The 20,085-nt window shown below is 70.3% G+C and carries 13 protein-coding genes; 10 read left to right on the plus strand and 3 right to left on the minus strand.

Features of this window, described 5'->3' with window-relative positions; translation table 11 throughout:
* The first annotated feature begins 99 nt into the window (after window positions 1–99).
* Window positions 100–2,517, plus strand: a complete 2,418-nt coding sequence (locus tag CFB18_RS10940; RefSeq protein ID WP_088571838.1) for a transglycosylase SLT domain-containing protein — start codon at window positions 100–102, stop codon at window positions 2,515–2,517.
* 411 nt (window positions 2,518–2,928) lie between these two features.
* Here the strand turns inward: CFB18_RS10940 and CFB18_RS10945 are convergent, their stop codons facing one another.
* Both CFB18_RS10945 and CFB18_RS10950 read right to left on the minus strand, forming a co-directional pair.
* Window positions 2,929–3,585, minus strand: a complete 657-nt coding sequence (locus CFB18_RS10945) for a 50S ribosomal protein L25 (protein ID WP_088571839.1) — start codon at window positions 3,583–3,585, stop codon at window positions 2,929–2,931.
* Window positions 3,586–3,638: 53 nt separating this feature from the next.
* On the minus strand, window positions 3,639–4,085 hold the full coding sequence (locus tag CFB18_RS10950) for a hypothetical protein (protein ID WP_088571840.1): 447 nt from the start codon (window positions 4,083–4,085) through the stop codon (window positions 3,639–3,641).
* 418 nt (window positions 4,086–4,503) lie between these two features.
* On the opposite strand from CFB18_RS10950, the gene argC reads away from it, so the two are divergent.
* From argC to CFB18_RS10985, 7 genes are all read left to right on the plus strand, one after another.
* Window positions 4,504–5,517, plus strand: coding sequence for an N-acetyl-gamma-glutamyl-phosphate reductase (gene argC / locus CFB18_RS10955; protein WP_088571841.1), 1,014 nt, complete (start codon window positions 4,504–4,506; stop codon window positions 5,515–5,517).
* A 28-nt stretch (window positions 5,518–5,545) separates the two neighbouring features.
* Window positions 5,546–6,274 (plus strand): acetylglutamate kinase, encoded by a 729-nt coding sequence (gene argB / locus CFB18_RS10960; protein WP_088571842.1) that lies wholly within the window; start codon window positions 5,546–5,548, stop codon window positions 6,272–6,274.
* Between the two features lie 2 nt (window positions 6,275–6,276).
* On the plus strand, window positions 6,277–7,485 hold the full coding sequence (locus tag CFB18_RS10965; RefSeq protein ID WP_088571843.1) for an aspartate aminotransferase family protein: 1,209 nt from the start codon (window positions 6,277–6,279) through the stop codon (window positions 7,483–7,485).
* A 14-nt stretch (window positions 7,486–7,499) separates the two neighbouring features.
* Window positions 7,500–7,970 carry an N-acetyltransferase gene (locus CFB18_RS10970; protein ID WP_088571844.1) on the plus strand — a complete coding sequence of 157 codons (471 nt, stop codon included), beginning with the start codon at window positions 7,500–7,502 and terminating at the stop codon, window positions 7,968–7,970.
* A gap of 41 nt (window positions 7,971–8,011) precedes the next feature.
* A complete protein-coding gene (locus tag CFB18_RS10975; protein WP_088571845.1) occupies window positions 8,012–9,265 on the plus strand; it encodes an argininosuccinate synthase in 1,254 nt (417 codons plus the stop codon).
* Between the two features lie 30 nt (window positions 9,266–9,295).
* Window positions 9,296–10,678: an argininosuccinate lyase gene (gene argH / locus CFB18_RS10980; RefSeq protein ID WP_088571846.1), complete on the plus strand. Its 1,383-nt coding sequence runs from the start codon at window positions 9,296–9,298 to the stop codon at window positions 10,676–10,678.
* Window positions 10,679–10,771: 93 nt separating this feature from the next.
* Window positions 10,772–12,277, plus strand: coding sequence for a leucyl aminopeptidase (locus CFB18_RS10985; RefSeq protein ID WP_159461715.1), 1,506 nt, complete (start codon window positions 10,772–10,774; stop codon window positions 12,275–12,277).
* A 92-nt stretch (window positions 12,278–12,369) separates the two neighbouring features.
* Here the strand turns inward: CFB18_RS10985 and CFB18_RS10990 are convergent, their stop codons facing one another.
* On the minus strand, window positions 12,370–13,314 hold the full coding sequence (locus CFB18_RS10990; RefSeq protein ID WP_088571848.1) for a branched-chain amino acid transaminase: 945 nt from the start codon (window positions 13,312–13,314) through the stop codon (window positions 12,370–12,372).
* Window positions 13,315–13,572: 258 nt separating this feature from the next.
* On the opposite strand from CFB18_RS10990, the gene CFB18_RS10995 reads away from it, so the two are divergent.
* Together CFB18_RS10995 and CFB18_RS15365 are read left to right on the plus strand one after the other, a co-directional pair.
* Complete coding sequence (locus tag CFB18_RS10995) at window positions 13,573–16,482, plus strand: penicillin-binding protein (RefSeq protein WP_159461716.1); 2,910 nt, start codon at window positions 13,573–13,575, stop codon at window positions 16,480–16,482.
* A 201-nt stretch (window positions 16,483–16,683) separates the two neighbouring features.
* Complete coding sequence (locus CFB18_RS15365; protein ID WP_088571850.1) at window positions 16,684–19,857, plus strand: ATP-binding protein; 3,174 nt, start codon at window positions 16,684–16,686, stop codon at window positions 19,855–19,857.
* The last annotated feature ends 228 nt before the right edge of the window (window positions 19,858–20,085 follow it).

Consider the following 20,085-nt stretch of genomic DNA (forward strand, 5'->3'; position numbering starts at 1 on the left):
GTTTGGGTTGGGATCGGATAAACTAAATTCCAACCCGGATGGCTGCGGTGGGAGAGAGACGCTGCGTCTAAGAGCACTCCACAGGGAAAGGGGCGTTGGATGCACTGGCAGGGATCCTTCCGAGGATGGTGGCGCTGGGCGGTGATGGGCGTGGTGTTGTTCGGGCTGGCGGCTTTCTTCGCGAGATGGCCGCGGCCGTCCGCCCTTCCCTCCCGGACGCGGACACCGCTTCCTTCCCCCACCGTCCCGGCGACCCCGTCGCCCACCCCCTCGCCGACATCGACCCCCACGCCCCTTCCCGGGGAGTGGCTGGATCGAGGACGCAGGGCCATGCGGGTGGGAGCGTTTGAGGAGGCTGCCGCCGCCTATGCGGCGGCGTTGCAGGGCGCTTTGCCTCCGGAGGCTGCCGGCGAGGCGTGGGTCGGATGGGGACGGGCCTTGCTGGCCGCCGAGCAGCCGGCGGAGGCCGCCCGAGTCCTCGCCCAGGCCCCTATGGAGGAGCTGCCCCCCGAGTGGGCCCGCGGGGTCTGGACGCTCCGGGGGGACGCCCAGCGGGCGGCCGGGGATCCAGCCGGAGCCGCCGAGGCGTATCGCCACGCCCTCGCCCTGGGCTCTCCCCTGACGGCGGAGCTCCGGATGCGCCGCGCCCTCGCCCTGCAGGAGGCGGGTCGGCTGGAGGCCGCTGCGGCGGAGCTGCGGGCCGCTCTCCCTGCAGCCCGGAACCCCAGTCAGGAGGCCGCCATCCGGGAGCGGCTGGCGGAGACCCTGGAGGCCCTCCAGGCTTACCCGGCCGCCCTCGAGCAGTATGAGGCCATCCTGGCTTTCGCCCGGAACCGCGCTTACCGCGCATATATCGAATGGCGGGCGGCCCAGGTCCTTCTCGCCGCCGGCCAGACCGCAGAGGGCTACGCCCGGCTCCAGCAGCTGATCCGGGAGGCCCCGGATACCCTCGCCGCCTACAACGCCCTGGTCCGCCTGGTGGAGGCGGGGATCCCGGTGCCGGATGACCTGCGAGGCCGCATCGACGCCGCCGCCGGGCAGTGCCTCCCGGCCGTCCAGGCCTTTGAGCGCTGGATCGCCGCCCACCCGGACCACGGGGACATCCACTACGAGGCCGCCCGCTGTTATCGGGATCTGGGGAACCTGAAGGCCGCCCACGCTCATCTCGACGCCCTGATCCGCGATCATCCGGAGGCCTCCCGCTGGGCGGAGGGATGGCTGGAGAAGGGGCGGCTGTGGCTCCGAAGCGGGGCGGTGGAGGCCGCCGTGGCCCTCTGGCGACAGTTCCTCGCCCGCTTCCCGACCCATCCCTTCACTCCTCGTCTGCTCTACGAGGCCGCCCGCCTCCTGGAGCGGAACGGAGCGGAGGAAGCGGCGGAGGAGTTCTATCGTCTCCTCGCCGAGCGCTTCCCGGCGGATCCGCGCGCGCCGGAGGCCCGGCACCGGCAGGGGGTGCTGGCCTACGGCCGGGGGGATCTCGACGCGGCGGCCGCGGCATGGGAGGCGTTGCGAAGCCAGCATCCAGAGGCGCCGGAGGCCCTGGCCGCTCGCTTCTGGCTGGGGAAGGTGGCCCTGGCCCGCGGGGATCGCGTGCGGGCGGAGGCGGAGTGGCAGGCCGTCGTCGCCCAGGCCTCCGGGCGCTTCCTCGGGGAGCGAGCCCGCATGCTCCTGCAGGGCGAGGATCTCACCGACCTGCCCGAAACCCTGGACCTCCTGGATCCGGAGGCGGGCCGGGCGGAGGCCGAGGAATGGCTGCGGGCCCGTCTGGGGATCACCGGCACCCATCCGCTCTCGCCGTCCGCGCTGTGGGAGGATCCCCTCTGGCAGGCCGGTGCGGAGGCCTGGCGGGTGGGCTGGGTGGAGGAGGCGCGAGGACTCTGGACCGTCTTGCGGCAACGCGTGGAGGGGGATCCCCTCGCGCTGTATGCCCTGGCCCTGGCCTTCCGGGAGCAGGGGGCAGACGCCCTAGCCGTCCAGGCGGCCGCCCGGCTGCTCGCCCGCCTCCGGGTGGATCCCCGGGAGGCGCCGCCTTTCCTGGCCCGGCTCGCCTATCCGGTGCCTTATCTGGATCAGGTCCTGGAGGAGGCCCGGCGGCATCGTCTGCCGCCGCTCCTGCTGTATGCAGTGATGCGCCAGGAGAGCCTGTTCGATCCCCATGCGGTCTCCTCGGCCCGAGCCCGCGGGCTGATGCAGATCATTCCGCCGACAGCTCGGGAGATCGCTGAGGCCCTGGGTCAGCCATACCAGGAGTCCTGGTTGCATCGTCCGGCTGTGAGCATCGCCTTCGGGGCCTATTATCTGGCCCGGCAGCGGGATCGCTTCGGGGGGAACCTGTGGGTGGCCCTGGCCGCTTACAACGGGGGGCCGGGGAACGCAGCGCGCTGGTGGGCGACGGCGCGGGGGGATCCCGACCTGTTCTACGAGCGGATCACCCTGGAGGAGACCCGCCGGTATCTCGAGCGGGTCGTGGAGCATCTCGCGGTGTATCGGACCCTCTACGCCGGGCGCGCCGAATGAATTCGGCTTCAGGAGGCCTTCGGCCGATGGTCGGCCTGCGTGCCGAATGAATTCGGCCTGGGGAGGCCTTCGGCCGGCGGTCGGCCTGCGCCAACCGAAAGCGATTCTTGCGTCGGCGAAGGCCGACGCCCGGCGCGCAAGCGCCTTAGGAGGCCGATTTCAATCGGCACAAAAGCCTTCGGCCCACGGTCGGCCTGCGCCAACCCAAAGCGATTCTCGCGTCGGCGAAGGCCGACGCTTGGCGCGCAGGGCCTTAAAAGGCTGATTTCAATCCGCGTGAAGATGAAGCCCGACCGCCGCATTCGCACGTTCGGGCCTCCCTTCGCGGACCGTCGACGCCTCCGGGAAAACGCGTGGCGGGCCTTCGGAGGGGCCCGCCACGCCATCGACGGGGGGATGCCGGGGGAGCGGTCACTCCTCCTCTTCCTCTCCCTCCTCGACCTTCTTCCCGCGTCCGATGACCTCGACCTCGGGAGCTTCCGCAGGCAGCGGGGCTTCTTCAATGGCCTCCGCCGCGGGCGCGGTCACCAGCGCGATCAGCTCGTCCGGATCGCTCACGATGGTGACCCCGGGCGGCGCCTGAAGATCCCGCACGTAGATCGCCGCATCCACCCGATCCAGGACGCTCAGGTCCACAGTGATGGCCTCGATGAGGTCCTTGGGGAGACATTCGATCTCCACGTGAGTCAGGCCGTGCACCAGGACGCCCTCGCCCCGCTCCACCGCCGGGGAGGCGCCCTTGAAGATCACCGGGACCTCCACCCGGATCTTCTCCGTCATCTCGATGGCCTGGAAATCGACGTGGAGGATCTCCCGGCGGATAGGCTCGCGCTGCACCTCACGGATCAGCGCCAGGTGGGTCTCGCCGTCCACCTGGAGGGTGATCAGCCGGGCGCCGCCCCGAGCCTGGGAGAGCACCCGTTGCAGCTCCCGGCCCTCGACCTGGATGGGAAGGGGCGAGATGTGACGCCCGTAAAGCACCGCCGGGATCCATCCCTGGCGGCGGAGGGCTTTCACGGCTTTCCCGATCACGCTTCGAGGTTTCGCGTTCAGCACCAGCTCGGCCATCGCCTCTCACCTCAAAAAGGGTTGGAAAAACCTGCGGATCCTGGGGGCCGTCCTCATCCCCGAGACGTGGGTTTCATCACACGGACCCGGCGGCTCAGGGTCCAGCCCAGGAGCGTGCCCAGGAGGAGGCCGAGGAGCAGGCCGATCCATGAGGCCTGCGGGCCGGCGGGCGTTCCCTCCACGGAGCGGGCGAGGATCAACCCGGCCCGCCCGCCGTGCATCCGGAGGTTGCGGGCGAGCACCAGGCCGGCCCAGCTCTTGTGGAGCTCCGCCTCCTGGGAGGAGGCCAGCCCGACCGCGCTTTCCCGAAATTCCATGCGCACGCCCCGCGCTGTTCCGAAGGCCGCGCGCTGGGCGTGGACCTGGTTGGCCGCAAGGTGGGAGATGGCCGCCTCCTGGCACGTGGCCGTGTTGGCGATCAGGGATCCCACCTGGACCCTGGAGAGCGCGATCGACTCCGCGCTCAGAGCTTCCGGCCCTCGAGGTTCAGCCTCCGACATCCTCAGACCTCAGATTTAGATCCGATGGGACCTCCCATGCCGCAGAGGAGGCCCTCGGGCCGACAGGACAAGCCGCCATCGGGGGGAGCGCACATCACCCCACTGCCCCCACATCCTTGCCGAAGGGATTGTATAGGGCCCGGGCAGGGGCGTCAAGCCAGAGCCCCTATCTTGACAGATCTCAACGATCTGATTATGATTAGGGCCAAATCCTGGGATGAGGATCCGTATGACGTTGGCTTTCATCCGCTTCCCACGCATCCGTCGTCCGGAGACCCTGCCGGGTATCGGGTCCGGTGCGGGGAAGTGGGTGATTGGCCATTGATGAACTCCCTTTAGAGATCACACTCAACCCCCCGGGCTCGATGCCCGGGGGGTTTTCGTTTTCCCAGGAGTTCTGGATGCGGAGGCAACAAGAATGTGGCGAGTGGGGATCTACGGGGTGACCGGCTACGCCGGGTTCGAGGTCTTCCGCCTGCTGCGGCGACACCCGGCGGTGGAGATCGTCTTCGCCGCCTCGGAGAGCGGCGCCGGCAGTGTCCTCTCCCAGCTCTTCCCCACTACGGAGGACTTCCCGGTGGTGGGCTTCGCGGAAGCCCCCCTGGATCAGGTGGACGCGGTGTTCCTGGCGTTGCCCCACGGGGTCTCCGCTTCGGTGGCCCGCCAGGCCCACGACGCCGGCGTGCGCGTCATCGACCTCTCCGCCGACTTCCGCCTGAAGGACCCTGCGACATATGCCCGATGGTATCGGGAAGCGCATCCCGCCCCCGAGCTGTTGCCTGAGGCGGTCTACGGCCTGACGGAATGGAACCGGGCGGCCATCCGTGAGGCGACGCTGATCGCCAACCCCGGCTGCTACCCCACCGCCACCCTCCTGGCCCTGCTCCCCCTGGCCCAGGCCGGGGCCGTGGGGCCCGGCCCCATCGTGGTGGACGCGAAATCCGGGGTCTCCGGGGCCGGCCGCAAACCCTCCCTCACCACCCACTTTGTGGAGGTGGATGAGAACCTGAGCCCCTACAGCATCGGCCGCGCCCACCGCCATCTGCCGGAGATGGAACAGATGCTGCAGGCCATCCACGGCACCCTCGGCCCCCTGGTGTTCTCTCCCCAGCTGCTCCCGGTGGCCCGGGGCATCCTGGCCACGATCTACGTCCCCCTCGCCCCCGGCTGGACCGAGGCGATGGTCCACGAGCTGCTGACGGAGGTGTATGGGCGCGAGCCCTTCGTGAAGGTGCTGCCTCGCGGGACGCTGGCGACGCTCCGCCACAGCGTGGGGACGAACCTCTGCGTGCTCTCGGTGACCGGCGTGCCGGAGGCCGGCATGGTCATCGTGACGTCTTCCATCGACAACCTGATCAAGGGCGCCGCCGGGCAGGCGGTCCAGAACTTCAACGTGATGTTCGGGATCGAGGAGACAGCGGGCCTTCTGTGAGCGCGCGGCGGTGAGGAGGAGAGAGACGATGCGGGTGATCAAGATCGGGGGCCACGAGCTGGACCAGCCCTCTTTCCTGGAGGGCCTGATCGCCGCCCTGCGCCGGATGCGACCGCTGCCCCTCCTGGTCCACGGCGGGGGGAAGGCGGTGAGCGCCTGGCAGCAGCGGGTGGGGCTCACCCCGCGCTACATCGGCGGGCTGCGGGTGACCGACGACGAGACCCGGGAGCTGGCGGTGATGACCCTGGCGGGGCTGACCAACAAGTCCCTGGTGGCGGCCCTGGCCCAGGCTGGCCTCCCTGCCCTGGGCCTGTGCGGGGCCGACCTGGCCCTGGTGCGGGTGGAGCCCCTGCCGGAGCTGGGATGGGTGGGGAAACCATCGGCGGTGGACGCGGAACGCCTCCGGCGCTGGCTGGCGGAGGGGCTGCTGCCGGTGATCGCCCCCATCGGCCTGGGGCCCGGGGGGCTCTACAACGTCAACGCTGACCAGATGGCGGCGGCCATCGCCGCGGCCCTCCCCGCCGAGGAGCTGGTCTTCCTAACCGACGTCCCGGGGGTGCAGGCGGAGGGAGCGGTTCGCCCTTCCCTCCGCGCCCGGGAGGCCGAGGTGCTGATCGCCGCCGGCGTCATCCGCGACGGCATGATCCCCAAAGTGCGCTCGGCCCTGGAAGCCCTCGCCGCCGGCGTCCGACGGGTTCGCATCACGAACCTGAGCGGCCTAGAGGCCGGCGGCACCGAGATCCTCGCGGAGGCATAGCGATGGAGGCGGAGGCCCTGATCGCCCTAGCGGAACGGGTGTTGGCGCCCACCTACCGACGCCCTCCCGTGCTCTTCACCCACGGCGAGGGGATGTATGTTTACGACGCGAACGGCCGGCGCTACCTGGACTTCGTGGCCGGCATCGCTGTCTGCGCCCTGGGCCACGCGGATCCCGGGGTGGCCCAGGTGGTCGCCGAGCAAGCCCGGCGGCTGGTCCACCTGAGCAACCTCTACCACACCGAGCCCCACCTGCACCTGGCGGAGGCCCTGGTCGCCCACAGCTTCGCCGACCGCGTCTTCTTCTGCAACTCCGGCGCTGAGGCCGCCGAGGCGGCCCTGAAGTTCGCCCGCAAGTTCGCCCGGCTCCGTTTCGGCCCCCACAAGACCGGCTTCGTCGCCTTCACCCACAGCTTCCACGGCCGCACGATGGGCGCCCTCTCCGTGACCGAGAAGCCCGCTTACCGCGAGCCCTTCGCCCCCCTGGTCCCCGGGGTGACCTTCGTCCCTTTCAACGACGTGGAGGCCGCCCGAGCGGCCATCACGGAGGAGACATGCGCGGTGATCGTGGAGCCGATCCAGGGGGAGGGCGGGGTGAACGTGGCCACCCCGGCGTTCCTCCGGGCCCTGCGGGCGCGCTGCGATGAGGTCGGCGCGCTGCTCATCTTCGACGAGGTGCAGTGCGGCCTGGGACGCACGGGGACCTTGTGGGCCTACGAAGCATATGGAGTGGAGCCGGATTTGCTGACGGTCGCCAAGCCCCTGGCCAACGGGCTGCCCATCGGGGCTGTCCTGATGCGGGAGGCGGTGGCCGCGGCCCTCCAGCCCGGGGACCACGGCAGCACCTTCGCCGGCGGACCCCTGGTGACGGCGGTGGCCCTCCACGTGTTCCGGCGGCTGTGCGACCCCACCTTCCTGGCCCACGTGCGGGAGGTGGGGGAATACCTGATGGCGCGCCTGCAGGCGCTGGCGCTCCCCGGCGTGAAGGAGATCCGGGGCCGGGGCCTGCTGGTGGGGATCGAGATCGAGGGAGACGCCCGGGCCGTGGTCGCCGCCGCCCTGGAGCGGGGCTTACTGATCACCACCGCCGGCGACACGGTGGTGCGCCTGGTCCCCCCGCTGATCGTCGAACGGGCCCACATCGACGAGGCCCTGGGGATCCTGGAGGACGCCATGCGGGCGGCCCTCCCCGCCCGCTCTTCCCACGCCTGAACGGGAGGCATCGGATGGTGCGGATCCGACCGGCCCGACCCGAGGACATCCCTGCCCTGTTCGGCCTGGTGGACGCCTACGCCCGGCGGGGATTGTTGCTGCCACGATCCGAGGAGGAGATCGCGGCCACCCTGTCGGATTGGGTCGTGGCGGAGGCGGAGGGCCGGATGGTGGGATGCGGCTCCCTGGTCTGGATGAGCCCGACCCTAGTGGAGATCCGCTCCCTGGCCGTGGCCGAGGATTATCAAGGCAACGGCGCAGGGGGCGCCATCGTCCAGGCGTTGGTCCGGCGCGCCCGGGCGGCCGGGGCCCGGGTCGTGTTCGCCCTCACCCGGGCCGTCCCCTTCTTCGAGCGCCTGGGCTTCGCGGTGACGGAGCGGGAACGTTTCCCCGAAAAAGTCTGGCGGGACTGCGTGCGCTGCCCCCTGCGGGAGCGCTGCGATGAGGTGGCGGTGGTCTACGCCTTCCCGGAGGACGAGGCCTGAGCGGAAGGCGCACGGAGGAAACCCGAATCTGGGAACCCCATATTGATTCCAGGGAGGTCCGTATGGTTCGCAAGGTGGTGCTGGCGTATTCCGGCGGACTGGACACCTCCACCATCATCCCGTGGCTGCGAGAGACGTATGGGTGCGAGGTGATCGCCTTCTGCGCCGACATCGGCCAAGGGGAGGAGGAGCTGCGCGGGGTGGAGGAGCGGGCCTACGCCGGCGGGGCGTCCAAGGTGATCCTCCGCGACCTGCGCGAGGAGTTCCTGCGGGACTACGTGCTGCCCACGGTGCAGGCCGGCGCCGTCTATGAGGGCAAATACCTCCTGGGGACGGCGATGGCCCGCCCCCTGATCGCCAAACACCAGGTCCAGATCGCCCTGGAGGAGGGAGCGGACGCGGTGGCCCATGGAGCCACCGGCAAGGGCAACGACCAGGTCCGCTTCGAGCTCGCCTACCAAGCCCTGGCACCCCATCTGCGGGTGATCGCCCCATGGCGGGAGTGGTCCATCACCTCCCGCCGCGAGGCCTATGAATACGCCCGCGCCCACGGGGTGCCCATCGAGTGGAGCACCAGCCGCTACAGCCGCGATCGGAACCTCTGGCACGTCTCCCACGAGGGCGGTCCCCTGGAGGACCCGGATTGGGAGCCTGAAGCGGATGTCTTCCTCTGGACCACGGATCCGACCTGTGCCCCGGAGACCCCCGAGACCATCACCTTGGCCTTCGAGCAAGGGGTCCCGGTGGCCCTCAACGGCCAGCCGATGGGCCTGGTGCCCTTGATGGAGGCCCTCAACGCCCTGGGGGCCAAGCACGGCGTCGGACGGGTGGATCTGGTGGAGAACCGGCTGGTGGGGATGAAGTCCCGAGGCGTTTACGAGACACCGGGGGGCACCATCCTGGTGGAGGCCCTGCGGGCCCTGGAGACCCTGTGCCTGGACCGCGAGACCATGCACTTCAAGCAGGCCCTGGCCCTGCGCTACGCGGAGCTGGTCTACTACGGCTGGTGGTTCAGCCCCCTGCGCGAGGCCATGGACGCCTTCGTGAAGGTGGTGATGCGGAACGTGACCGGGGAGGTCCGCCTCAAACTGTATAAAGGGAACGTGTGGGTGGTGGGCCGGCGCTCGCCCTACAGCCTCTACCGGGAGGACATCGTCTCTTTCGATACCGTGGGGGCCTACGACCACAAGGACGCCGCCGGCTTCATCCGGCTGTTCGGACTCCCGCTGAAGGTGCACGGCCTGGTCCGCCGCGGGCTGCGCGGGGAGCCCCGCACCCCGGAGGAGCGGGATTAGCCGAACCCCTCGCCTGGGAAAGGAGTCGGAATGCGCCTGTGGGGGACCGTGGAGAACCCGCCGCTGGATCCGGCCTTCGAGCGGCTGAACGCTTCGCTGCCGTTCGACCGTCGCCTGTATCCCCAGGACATCCGGGGCTCCATCGCCTGGGCCCGGGCCCTGGCCCGGGCCGGGATCCTGAGCCCCGAGGAGCAGCAGGCCATCGAGGAGGGCTTGCAACGGGTTCGGGAGGAGTTGGACGCCGGCCTCTTCCTCTTCCGGCCCACCGATGAGGACATCCACACGGCGGTCGAACGGCGGCTCTCGGAGCTCATCGGCCCGGCCGCCGGCAAGCTCCACACCGGGCGCAGCCGGAACGACCAGGTGGCGACAGATCTCCGGCTCTTTCTGATGGACGAATGGCCGGAGCTGGAGGGCGGGCTGCGCGCGCTGGAGGAGGCCCTGGTCCGGCAGGCGGAGGCGCACCCGGATCTCCTGATGCCGGGCTACACGCATCTGCAACGGGCCCAGCCCATCCGCTACGCCCAGTGGTGTCTGGCCCACGCCTGGGCCTTCGAGCGGGACCGGGAGCGGCTGCAGGAGGCCTTCCCCCGCCTGGCCACCCTCCCCCTGGGCAGCGGCGCCCTCGCCGGCACGCCCTTCCCCATCGACCGGGAGGCCCTGGCCCGGGAGCTGGGCTTTCAGCAGGTCTCCCCCAACAGCCTGGACGCAGTCTCCGATCGGGACTTCGTCGCCGAATTTCTCTTCATCGCCGCCATGATCGGTATCCATCTCAGCCGCCTGGCCGAGGACCTCATCCTGTTCGCCAGCGCGGAGTTCGGGTTCATCGAGCTGGATCCCGCCTATACCACCGGCTCCAGCCTGATGCCCCAGAAGCGCAACCCCGACGCCCTGGAGCTGGCCCGGGCGAAGGCCGGGCGGCTCATCGGGCATCTCACCGGTTTCCTCACGGTGCTCAAGGGCTTGCCCTCCGGCTATAACAAGGACCTCCAGGAGGACAAGGAGCCGGTCTTCGATACGGTGGACACGCTGCGGGCGGTGCTGGCCGTGATGCCCGGCCTGATCGCGACCATGCGGCCCCGCCCAGAACGCATGCGCGCCGCCCTGGAGGAGGCTATGCTGGCCACGGAGCTCGCCGACTACCTGGTGCGCAAGGGCGTCCCCTTCCGGGAAGCCCATCGGGTGGTGAGCGCGCTGGTGCAGGAGGCCCTTCGGGAGGGGAAGGCCCTGAGCGCTCTCCCTCTGGAGCGGATGCGCCGGCATCATCCGGCTTTCGAAGCGGACGTCTTCGCCGCCCTGGACCCCGAGGCCGCTGTAGAGCGGCGGGTTGTCATCGGCGGGACGGCCCGGGCCGCGGTGGACGCCCAGATCCGGGCCCTCCGGGCGCGCCTGGCCCCCGCCGACTCCCAGTAGGAGGGACTCAAGGGCTTTCCCGCTATTATGGTGAGGGCATTCTCTTCCCACACTATAATTCCCTCCGAACACGGCATGCACAGGAGGATGCCCATGCGCGTGGAAGTTCGGATCGGGGCCATCCAGGAGGTGGAGGCGGATGCGATCGTGGTGAACTTGTTTGAGGGCGTGACGGCGCCGGGCGGGGCCACGGCGGCCGTGGATCGCGCCCTGGAGGGTCGGATCTCACGGGTGCTCGCCGCTGGGGACTTCCGGGGCCGCCTGGGGGAGACCCTGGTCCTCTACCCCGACGGGCGCATCCCCGCGCCCCGGGTGATCCTGGTCGGGCTGGGCCCGGAGGCTTCCTTCAACACCGAAAAAATCCGCCACGCGGCCGCCGCCGCGGCCCAGCGCGCCCGGGACCTGCGGGTGCGGACCCTGGCGACGGTGGTCCACGGAGCGGGCCGGGGCGGGCTCTCCCCGGAGGAAGCCGCCCAGGCCACCGTGGAGGGGGCCCTGCTGGGCCTTTACACTTACCAGCGGAAGAAGGAGAACACCGGAGGATCCGGGCCGGAGACCCTTCTGCTGGTGGAGTTCGACGCCGCCAAGGAGGCGGCCATCGCCGCGGGCGCCCGCCGCGCCGAGACCCTCGCCCGCTATGTGAACCGGGTGCGGGACTGGGTGAACGAGCCGGGCTCGGATCTGACGCCCCGCCGGCTGGCCGAGGAGGTCCGCGGGCTGGCCGCCGAGGTCGGCGGCGTGCGGGTCCAGGTCCTGGATGAGCACCAGATCACCGCCCTGGGGATGGGCGCCCTCACGGCGGTGGCCCGCGGCAGCGAGGAGCCCCCCCGCTTCATCATCCTGGAATACGCCCCGGAGGGCCGCCTGGAGCGGCCGGTGGTCCTGGTCGGGAAGGGGATCACCTTCGACAGCGGCGGGCTCAACCTCAAGAGCGAGGAAGGCATGCTCACGATGAAGGGGGATATGGCCGGCGCGGCGGCGGTGCTCGGGGCGACCTTGGCCGCCGCCGCGCTGGGGCTGCCGGTCCCGGTGGTGGCCCTCGCCCCCGCCTGCGAGAACATGCCCTCCGGCAAATCCTACAAGCCCGGGGATATCCTGCGGGCCCTCAACGGCAAAACCATCGAGATCGTGAACACCGATGCCGAGGGACGGCTGATCCTGGCGGATGCCCTCTCTTACGCCGCCCGCTACGCGCCCCGCGCGGTGATCGACGTAGCCACCCTGACCGGGGCAGCCATCATCGCCCTGGGCCAGGATGTGGCCGCCGCCCTGTTCTCGGACCACGAGGAGCTGGCCGCGGCGTTGCTGCGGGCCGCCGAGGCCACCGGCGAGCGGCTCTGGCGCATGCCCCTGTGGGAGGATTACCTGGAGCGGATCAAAAGCGATGTGGCCGACGTCAAGAACAGCGGGGGCCGCTACGGTGGGCTGGGGACCTCCGCCATGTTCCTCAAGCAGTTCGCTCCGGAGGGCGTCCCCTGGGCCCATCTGGACATCGCCCCGATGGATATGGCGGAGAAGGCCCGGGGTTACATACCCAAGGGAGGGACCGGATTCGGGGTGCGGCTGCTGGTGCGCTACCTGGAGGATCCCCGGCCATAAGGCCCGCCGAGGAGCAGCCCTTTCCTTGAGGGAAAATCAAGGGCCGGAGGGCGCTCGGGGGCCCCTCCGGCCCTGGTTGCCTGAGCCCGCGCCTATCCGCGGGCGGCCCCCACCGGCTCCGGCACATAGACCGGGACGCACCAGCCCCGATACTTCGGCACCTTCCCCCGCACCACATCGAAGTAGAGATCATGGAGGCGCCGGGTGATCGGCCCGATCTCTCCGTTGCCCACCGGCCGCCGGTCCACCGAGACCACCGGGACGAGCTGGACGCCGGTGCCGCACAGGAACATCTCGTCGGCGTAATACAGCTCGGTGCGGTCGATGTGGCGCTCCACCGTCGGGATCCCCAGCTCGTTGTGGGCCAGCTCGATGAGGGTGCGCCGGGTGATGCCCTCGAGGATCTCGTCGGTCACCGGCGGGGTGATCAGGACGCCGTTTCGGATGATGAAGAGGTTCTCGGCGCTCCCCTCGGCCACATGGCCGTCCTCGGTCAGCACGATGGCCTCGTCGAAGCCGTTGAGCATGGCCTCGCTCTTGGCCAGGGCGGAGTTCACGTAGGCCCCGGTGATCTTGGAGCGGGCGGGGATGGCGTTGTCGTTGATCCGCCGCCAGGAGGAGACCATCACGTGGGCCGCCTCCCGCTCGATGTAGTGGCCGAAGGGGGTGGTCCAGATGGTCAGCTCCTCCTTGAGGTTGTGCAGGCGGACCCCGATGACCTCGTCCGCCTTGTAGGCGATGGGGCGGATGTAGACGTCCTCCCGGTAGCCTTCTTTCTGCAGGAGCTCGACGGTGATGCGGGTGAGGTCGTCGGGGGTGTAGGGGAAGCTCATCAGGAGCATGCGGGCGGAGGCGAGGAGTCGCTCGTAGTGCTCACGGGGCCGGAAGATGAAGAGCTGCTGCTCTTCCTCGTTCCAGTAGGCCCGTATCCCTTCGAAGACGCCGGTGCCGTAGTTGAAGGCGTGGGTGCGCACGCTGATCACCGCCTCCTCGATGGGCACGATGCGCCCTTTGAAGAAGGCATAGCGGCCGCTCATGGCCTTCCCCCTCTGGAAAGGTGGTGAACATCCAGCGGGCCCGGAGGTCCGCACCGATGCGGAGCGCGGGCCGAGGCCCCGCTTTCATTATAGCGCGGCCGGGACCCCGCCGGCCCTGGCCAGAACCGGATGGGGCATCCGTTCGCCGGTGCGGTAGAATGATCCATGCGAGGGAAGTGGGATGCAGAAACCCGGAAGCCCCTGATGGGTGTTCCGAGCGGAAGCGTTCCCGCATTTTGCGAGAGAGGATGGGATGCGATGGCTCTTCGACCCGGGGATTTGAGCTGGCTGCTGGAGCGACGACGGATGCGGCGGGCCCGCCGCCACCAGGGGGCCGCCCGATGGATCCGCCTGGCCCTGGCGCTGGGGATCTTCGGCCTCACCGGGATGGGATTGTTCGCCGCGGCTGGCGTGGCCGGGGCCGCCGCCCTTTACGTCAGCCTGATCCGCCAGGCCGATCCCGCTCGCATCGAGGCCAGCGCCAGAGCCTTCGAGACCACCAAGATCTACGACCGCACCGGCCGCGTCCTCCTCTATGAGGTGATCGATCCCACCTGGGGCGATCGCACCTGGGTGCCCCTGGAGCAGATTCCCCTCGCCCTGCGCCAGGCCACCATCGCCATCGAGGATCGCTCCTTCTACGAGAACCCGGGGATCAACCCTCGCGGCCTGTTGCGGGCCTTCTGGATCAACCTGCGCACCGGCGGCGAGGTCGTCCAGGGCGGCTCCTCCATCACCCAGCAGCTGGTGAAGAACACCCTCATCGATCCCCAGGAGCGCTACCAGCGCTCCTACACCCGCAAGATCAAGGAGATCCTGCTGGCCCTGGAGCTCTCCCGCCGCTACTCGAAGGATCAGATCCTGGAAATGTATCTGAACACGAACTTCTACGGGAACCTGGCTTACGGGGTGGAGGCCGCCTCCCAGATCTACTTCGGCAAGCATGTGTGGGAGCTGAACCTGGCGGAGTCCGCCATGCTGGCCGCCATCCCCCAGTTCCCCAGCCTGAACCCCATCGACGCCCCCCAGGAGGCCAAGCGCCGTCAGGAGATCGTGCTGGACGCGATGGTGCGGGAGGGCTACATCTCCCCCGAGGCGGCCGCGGCCGCCAAGGCCCAGCCCCTCCAGATCCGGCGTCAGCCCGCCGCGCGTTTCGACATCAAAGCCCCCCACTTCTCCCTTTACGTCCGCCGCTGGCTGGAGGAGCGCTTCGGACCCGAACTGGTCCACCGTGGTGGGCTCCGGGTCTACACCACCCTGGACTGGGACCTCCAGCAATACGCCGAGCAGGCCGTCCGCCGCCACGTCGAGAAGCTGAAGGCGGAAAAGCGCAACGTGACCAACGGGGCCCTGGTGGCCATCCGGCCGAGGACCGGTGAGATCCTGGCCATGGTGGGAAGCGTGGATTACTGGGACGAGTCCATCGATGGCCGCTTCAACGTGGCCGTGGATGGACTGCGGCAGCCGGGCTCCGCCTTCAAGCCTTTCACCTACGCCACCCTGCTCAGCCAGGGCGTGCCGGCTTCCCACTTGTTCTGGGATGTCCCTAAGACCTTCGATCAGGGGCCGGGGATGCCGCCTTACGCCCCGGAGAACTACGACCGCAAGTTCCATGGCCCCCAGCGGATGCGATTGGCCCTGGCCCGCAGCTACAACATCCCGGCCGTGGAGGCCCTGCAGATGGCCGGGATCGCCAACGTCATCCGCCTCGCCCACCGCATGGGGCTCACCACCCTGGATAAAGGCCTGGATTACTACGGCCTGGCCCTCACCCTGGGCGGCGGCGAGGTGCGCCTGATCGACATGGTCTACGCCTTCAGCGTCTTCGCCAACAACGGCTTCATGGCCGGCGCCCCCGTCCCCGAAGACCGCCGCCGGCCCGGCTACCGGGAGCTGGACCCGGTCCCTGTGCTCCGGGTGGAAACCCCGGATGGGAAGGTCCTCTGGGAATACCGCCAGCCGGAGGTCCAGGCCATCCTGGACCCGCGGGTGGCCTACCTGATCACCAGCATCCTCTCGGACAAGGCCGCCCGCTGGGAGGCCTTCGGGCGCGGCAACGTCTTGGAGCTCTCCCGGCCCGCGGCGGTGAAGACGGGGACCACCAACGACTGGCGGGACAACTGGACCATCGGCTACACCCCGCAGCTGGCGGTGGGCGTGTGGGTGGGGAACACCGACAACAGCCCGATGCGGAACGTCTCCGGGATCGCTGGGGCGGCCCCCATCTGGCATGACGTGATGGAATACGCCCACCGGGACCTCCCGGAGGAGCCCTTCCAGCGGCCTCCCGGCCTGATCGAGCAGACCATCTGCGCCGTCTCCGGCAAGCTCCCCGGCCCCTACTGCCCGACGGTGAAGGAGCTGTTCATCCCGGGGACGGAACCTCAAGAGATCTGCGACCTGCACCAGGCCTTCCGCATCAACCGGGAGACCGGCAAGCTGGCCACCGCCAGCACGCCCCCGGACAAGGTGGAGGAGAAAGTCTTCCTGGTGGTCCCGCCGGAGGCCCTGGGCTGGGCCCGGGAGGCCGGCATCCCCCAGCCGCCCACGGAATACGACACCCAGTTCGCTCAGCCGGCCGGCGACGTCGCCATCCTCAACCCCGCCCCCTACGCCTACGTCCGCGGGATCGTCCCCATCATCGGCAACGCCCGGGGGGATGTGGCCTTCTACCGGCTGGCCATGGGGGCCGGCCTGAACCCCACCGCCTGGATCCCGATTGGCCCGGAGCACGGCAACCCCGTGGACAACGGGCTCCTGGAGAGCTGGGACACCTCCGGCTTCGCCGACGGCCTCTACACCCTGCAGCTCACCGTGGTCCGCCACGACGGGAGCGTGCACACCGCCGTGGTCCCGGTGACCGTGGACCGCACCCCCCCTGCGGTGCGGGTGGTGTATCCGCGGGAGGGGGAGACGTATAAGCTTTCGGAGGAATGGATCAGCGTGGTCACCGAGGTCTCAGACAACTACGCCATGGACCGGGTGGAGTTCTACGCGGACGGGCAGCCTTTCGCCGTGCGCGACGCGCCGCCCTTCAACGCGAAGTGGTATTTCAACCGGGTGGAGCGGGAGCGCCTGCTGGGCTGCCACGAGTTCTGGGTGAAGGCCTACGACAAGGCCGGCAACGAGACCGAGAGCCACCACGTCCGCGCCTGCGTCACCCGCTGAGCGTCAGCCCGGAGGCCGCAGGCCACCCACCTTGTCGATCCGCAAGCTCCCCGCTATACTTCAAGCACCAACACAGCTCCAACCTGATGGGACGGGAGGCCGCTGCCCGGGAGGAAGCGCGGAAGAGGGGGTTCCGGGCGGGGCCCGGCGGAGGTTGGGAGAAGCCGCTGGGCTCCGCCTGCCGGAGCGCAGGGGGGTGCTATGATCGCGGAGCTCCCCATCGCCAGAACCAAGATCTACCCGCCGGTGCGGCGCGGGCCGCTGCTGGAGCGCCCCCGCTTGCTCAACTTCCTGCATGAGAACATCGATAAGACCCTTATCCTGCTCTCCGCGCCGGCCGGTTACGGGAAGACCGCCCTCCTCATCCAGTTCTATCACGACACCGACCTCCCCGTCGCCTGGTATAGCCTGGATGAGACGGATCGGAACCTCCACCGCTTCGTGGAGCACCTGGTGGCCTCCCTCCGGGAGCGGTTCCCTGCCTTCGGCCGCCTCACCCTGGGGGTGCTGCGGGCCGGCGCCCCCCCCGAGACGGTGGCCACTGCCATCATCAACGACATGCTCGAGAACATCCCCGACTACTTCGCCCTGATCCTCGACGACTATCACATGGTGGCGGAGCACCTCGGCATTCAGATCCTGATGCGCCACCTGCTGGAGCGCGCCCCCGAGCACCTCCACATCCTGCTGGCCAGCCGCGGCCCCTACGGCCTCCCGATGACCCCTCTGGTCGCCCGCCAGCAGGCCACCGGCCTGGGCGCCCGCCACCTCGCCTTCACCCCCGAGGAGGTCCGCGCCCTCTTCACCCGCCACCACGCCATGGAGCTCTCCGAAGAGGAGGCCCGGGCCCTGGCCCAGGAGACCGAGGGGTGGATCACCGCCATCCTCCTCCTGGTGGAGCACCTGCGGGAGACCGGGGCCTACCGCCCCCTGCGGCCCGGCGAGCCCGGCGCCCTCTACCGGTATCTCGAGGAGGAGGTCCTGCATCGCCAGCCCCCTGAGCTTCAGGACTTCCTCCTGGAGACCGCCATCCTCCCCCTCTTCAACGTCGCCGCCTGCAACGCCGTGCGCGCCCGGGACGACTCCGCCCGGTGGATCGAAGAGGCCGACCGCCGCCAGCTCTTCCTGATCCAGGTCGAGACCACCGCGGAGGGCCCCTGGTATCGCTACCATCATCTCTTCCGGGAGTTCCTCAACTTCCACCTGCGCTCCTGGGACCCCGCCCGTTACCGGGTCCTCCATCAGCGGGCGGGCCGATGGTTCGCCGGGCGGGGCGACGCCGAGGCCGCCGTCGCCCACTTCTTAGAGGCCGAGGATCTGGAGGCCGCCGTCGAGGCCATGGAGGGGGCGGTGCGGGGCGTCTTCGCCGCCGGGCGCCTGGAGACCCTGGGCCGGTGGTTCCGGGCCCTGCCCCCCGCCCGCCTGCGGCAGGCCCCCCGCCTGCTGCTTTACCAAGCCAAGATGCTCGCCGACACCGGCCGGCCGGAAGCCGCCCTCCACCTCCTGGACCAAGCCGCGGCGGCCTGCGGGCCGGGGGACGACCAGGTCCGGGTGGAGATCGAGATCCAGCGGGCCTCCACCCTGAAGCTGATGGGCCGGCACGCCGAGGCCCTCGCCGCCGCCGAGGCCGCCCTCGCCGCCTGCCGGCCGGAGTGGACTCACCCCCTGGCCGCCGCCCACCGGCTGCGGGGCTTCGCCCGCCTCGCCCAGGGCCGCCCCCGGGAGGCGGAGCAGGACCTCCGCCAGGCCATGGCGCTGTTCCGTTCCCTCGAGGCCCCGGTGGATCTTGTGAACACCCTGATCGAGCTGGCCGAGGCCCTGCGGGCCCAGGATCGGCTGGTGGAGATGGACCTCTACCTTCAGGAGGCCCTGGCCTTGGCCCGGTCCCTGGAGAACCCCCGTCCCCTGATCTCCCTCCTGAACAACCTGGGCTACACGGCCTACACCCGGTGCCAGTTCGAGGCCGCCCGGCGCTACTACGAGGAGGGCCTGGGGCTGGCCCGCCAGGTGGGGGATCGGCGGGCCGAGGCCTTCCTCCTCATCGGCCTGGCGGACTTGGCCCGGGACGAGGAGCGGCTGGAGGAAGCCCTGGCGGCCTACCGGGCGGCCCTGGAGATCGCCCGGGAGGTCCGCAACGCCTACCTCACCGCCTACGGCTTGGAGGGGCTGGGGCGGACCCTGCGGCTGAAGGGGCAGCCCCGCCAGGCCCTCGCCTCCCTGCGGGAGGCGGCGGAGATGGCGGCCCGCCTGGGGGTGCCGACCCTGGCCGCGGTGGCCGCCCTCTCCCGGGGGATGGCCGAGGTGGAGGCTGGGCAGGCCCTGGACGGCCTCTCCCGCATGGCCCCGGCCCTGGAGCGCCTGCAGGGGGCGGAGCTGCCCACCCGGGTGTGGGGGCACTTCCTGATGGCCCGGGCCTACTTCCTGGCCCACCGCCAGCGGGATGCCCTCCAGCAGCTCGCCGAGGCGGCCCGGCTCAACGGGCCGGACCTCCTCGTCGCCCCCCTGCTCCCGGAGCTCCGGCGGGCCGACAAGCTCTTCCGCTTGGCCGGGCGGCGGGGGGTGGAGTGGCCCCGGATCTGGGATCCCCTGCGCCGGCTCGGGCGGTCCCGCCGGGCCTCCGCCCGGGCCGCCTCGCCCCCTATGGAGATCCGGGCCTTCGGCCCCGGGGAGGTGTGGATCGAGGGGCAGCGCGTGGCCTGGCCTGAGGGCCGCAAGGCCTGGGAGCTATTCTTCTTCATGCTCTCGGTGGGCTCGGCGACTCGAGAGGAGATCGGGGCGGCCCTCTGGCCCGACGCCGATCCGGCCCGGCTCACCGGCCAGTTCCACTCGGCCAAGTGGCGCCTCAAGCGGATCCTGAGGCGGGAGGTCCTGGTTTTCCGGGAGGGTCGCTACGCCTTCGATCGCCGCCAGCCCCACTGGTATGACGTGGAGGTCTTCGAGGCGCACCTCCGGCAGGCCCGGGCGGCCCGGGGGACCCCCGAGGCCCTCTCCCACCTGCGGGCGGCCGTGGAGCTCTACCGGGGGGACTACCTGAGCGGCTGGAACGCCGAGTGGGCGGTGGAGCGCCGGGAGCGGCTGCGGGCCCAGTATCTGGAGGCCCTCCTCACCCTGGCGGAGGCGACCCTGACGGCGGGGGAGCCGGCGGCGGCCCTGGCCTGGTTCCAACGGGCCCTGGAGGCTGACCCCTACTTAGAGGCCGCCTGCCTGGGGGCCCTCCGCTGTTACCTCGCCCTGGACCAGCCCGGTGCCGCCCTGGATCTCTACCGGCAGTATGCGGCCCGCCTGGAGCGGGAGCTGGGCCTGCGGCCCTCCCCCGAGGCCCAGGCCCTGTATGAGTCCATCCGCCGCGCCCGGAGCCCGACCGGCCGCCCGTGATCCGCCCTCGCGCCTGAAAGCGGCCCCTTGAGGCAGGCGGCGAACCGCCGGACGCGGCGAGGGAAATCGCACCGGTGCGGGATCGAAAGGCCTGGCCCATCGCTCCGTCCTGCCATCGCCCGCCGGCGCGGGCACCCCCTTCCTGAGCCCTGAACCCCCGACAGAATCCCTTAACCACGCGCCTGGTCCGTCAGAAATCCCTGCCCATCCCCGTGAGAGTCCCGTGAG

Source organism: Thermoflexus hugenholtzii JAD2 (genome assembly GCF_900187885.1).
Classification (GTDB): Bacteria; Chloroflexota; Anaerolineae; order Thermoflexales; family Thermoflexaceae; genus Thermoflexus; species Thermoflexus hugenholtzii.

Bases quoted from the DNA above. Each gene is read 5' to 3' on its own strand.
- CFB18_RS10940 (WP_088571838.1), top strand. From the start codon at position 100: ATGCACTGGCAGGGATCCTTCCGAGGATGGTGGCGCTGGGCGGTGATG.
- CFB18_RS10945 (WP_088571839.1), bottom strand. From the start codon at position 3,585: ATGGCCGAGCTGGTGCTGAACGCGAAACCTCGAAGCGTGATCGGGAAA.
- CFB18_RS10950 (WP_088571840.1), bottom strand. From the start codon at position 4,085: ATGTCGGAGGCTGAACCTCGAGGGCCGGAAGCTCTGAGCGCGGAGTCG.
- argC (WP_088571841.1), top strand. From the start codon at position 4,504: ATGTGGCGAGTGGGGATCTACGGGGTGACCGGCTACGCCGGGTTCGAG.
- argB (WP_088571842.1), top strand. From the start codon at position 5,546: ATGCGGGTGATCAAGATCGGGGGCCACGAGCTGGACCAGCCCTCTTTC.
- CFB18_RS10965 (WP_088571843.1), top strand. From the start codon at position 6,277: ATGGAGGCGGAGGCCCTGATCGCCCTAGCGGAACGGGTGTTGGCGCCC.
- CFB18_RS10970 (WP_088571844.1), top strand. From the start codon at position 7,500: ATGGTGCGGATCCGACCGGCCCGACCCGAGGACATCCCTGCCCTGTTC.
- argH (WP_088571846.1), top strand. From the start codon at position 9,296: ATGCGCCTGTGGGGGACCGTGGAGAACCCGCCGCTGGATCCGGCCTTC.
- CFB18_RS10985 (WP_159461715.1), top strand. From the start codon at position 10,772: ATGCGCGTGGAAGTTCGGATCGGGGCCATCCAGGAGGTGGAGGCGGAT.
- CFB18_RS10990 (WP_088571848.1), bottom strand. From the start codon at position 13,314: ATGAGCGGCCGCTATGCCTTCTTCAAAGGGCGCATCGTGCCCATCGAG.
- CFB18_RS10995 (WP_159461716.1), top strand. From the start codon at position 13,573: ATGGCTCTTCGACCCGGGGATTTGAGCTGGCTGCTGGAGCGACGACGG.
- CFB18_RS15365 (WP_088571850.1), top strand. From the start codon at position 16,684: ATGATCGCGGAGCTCCCCATCGCCAGAACCAAGATCTACCCGCCGGTG.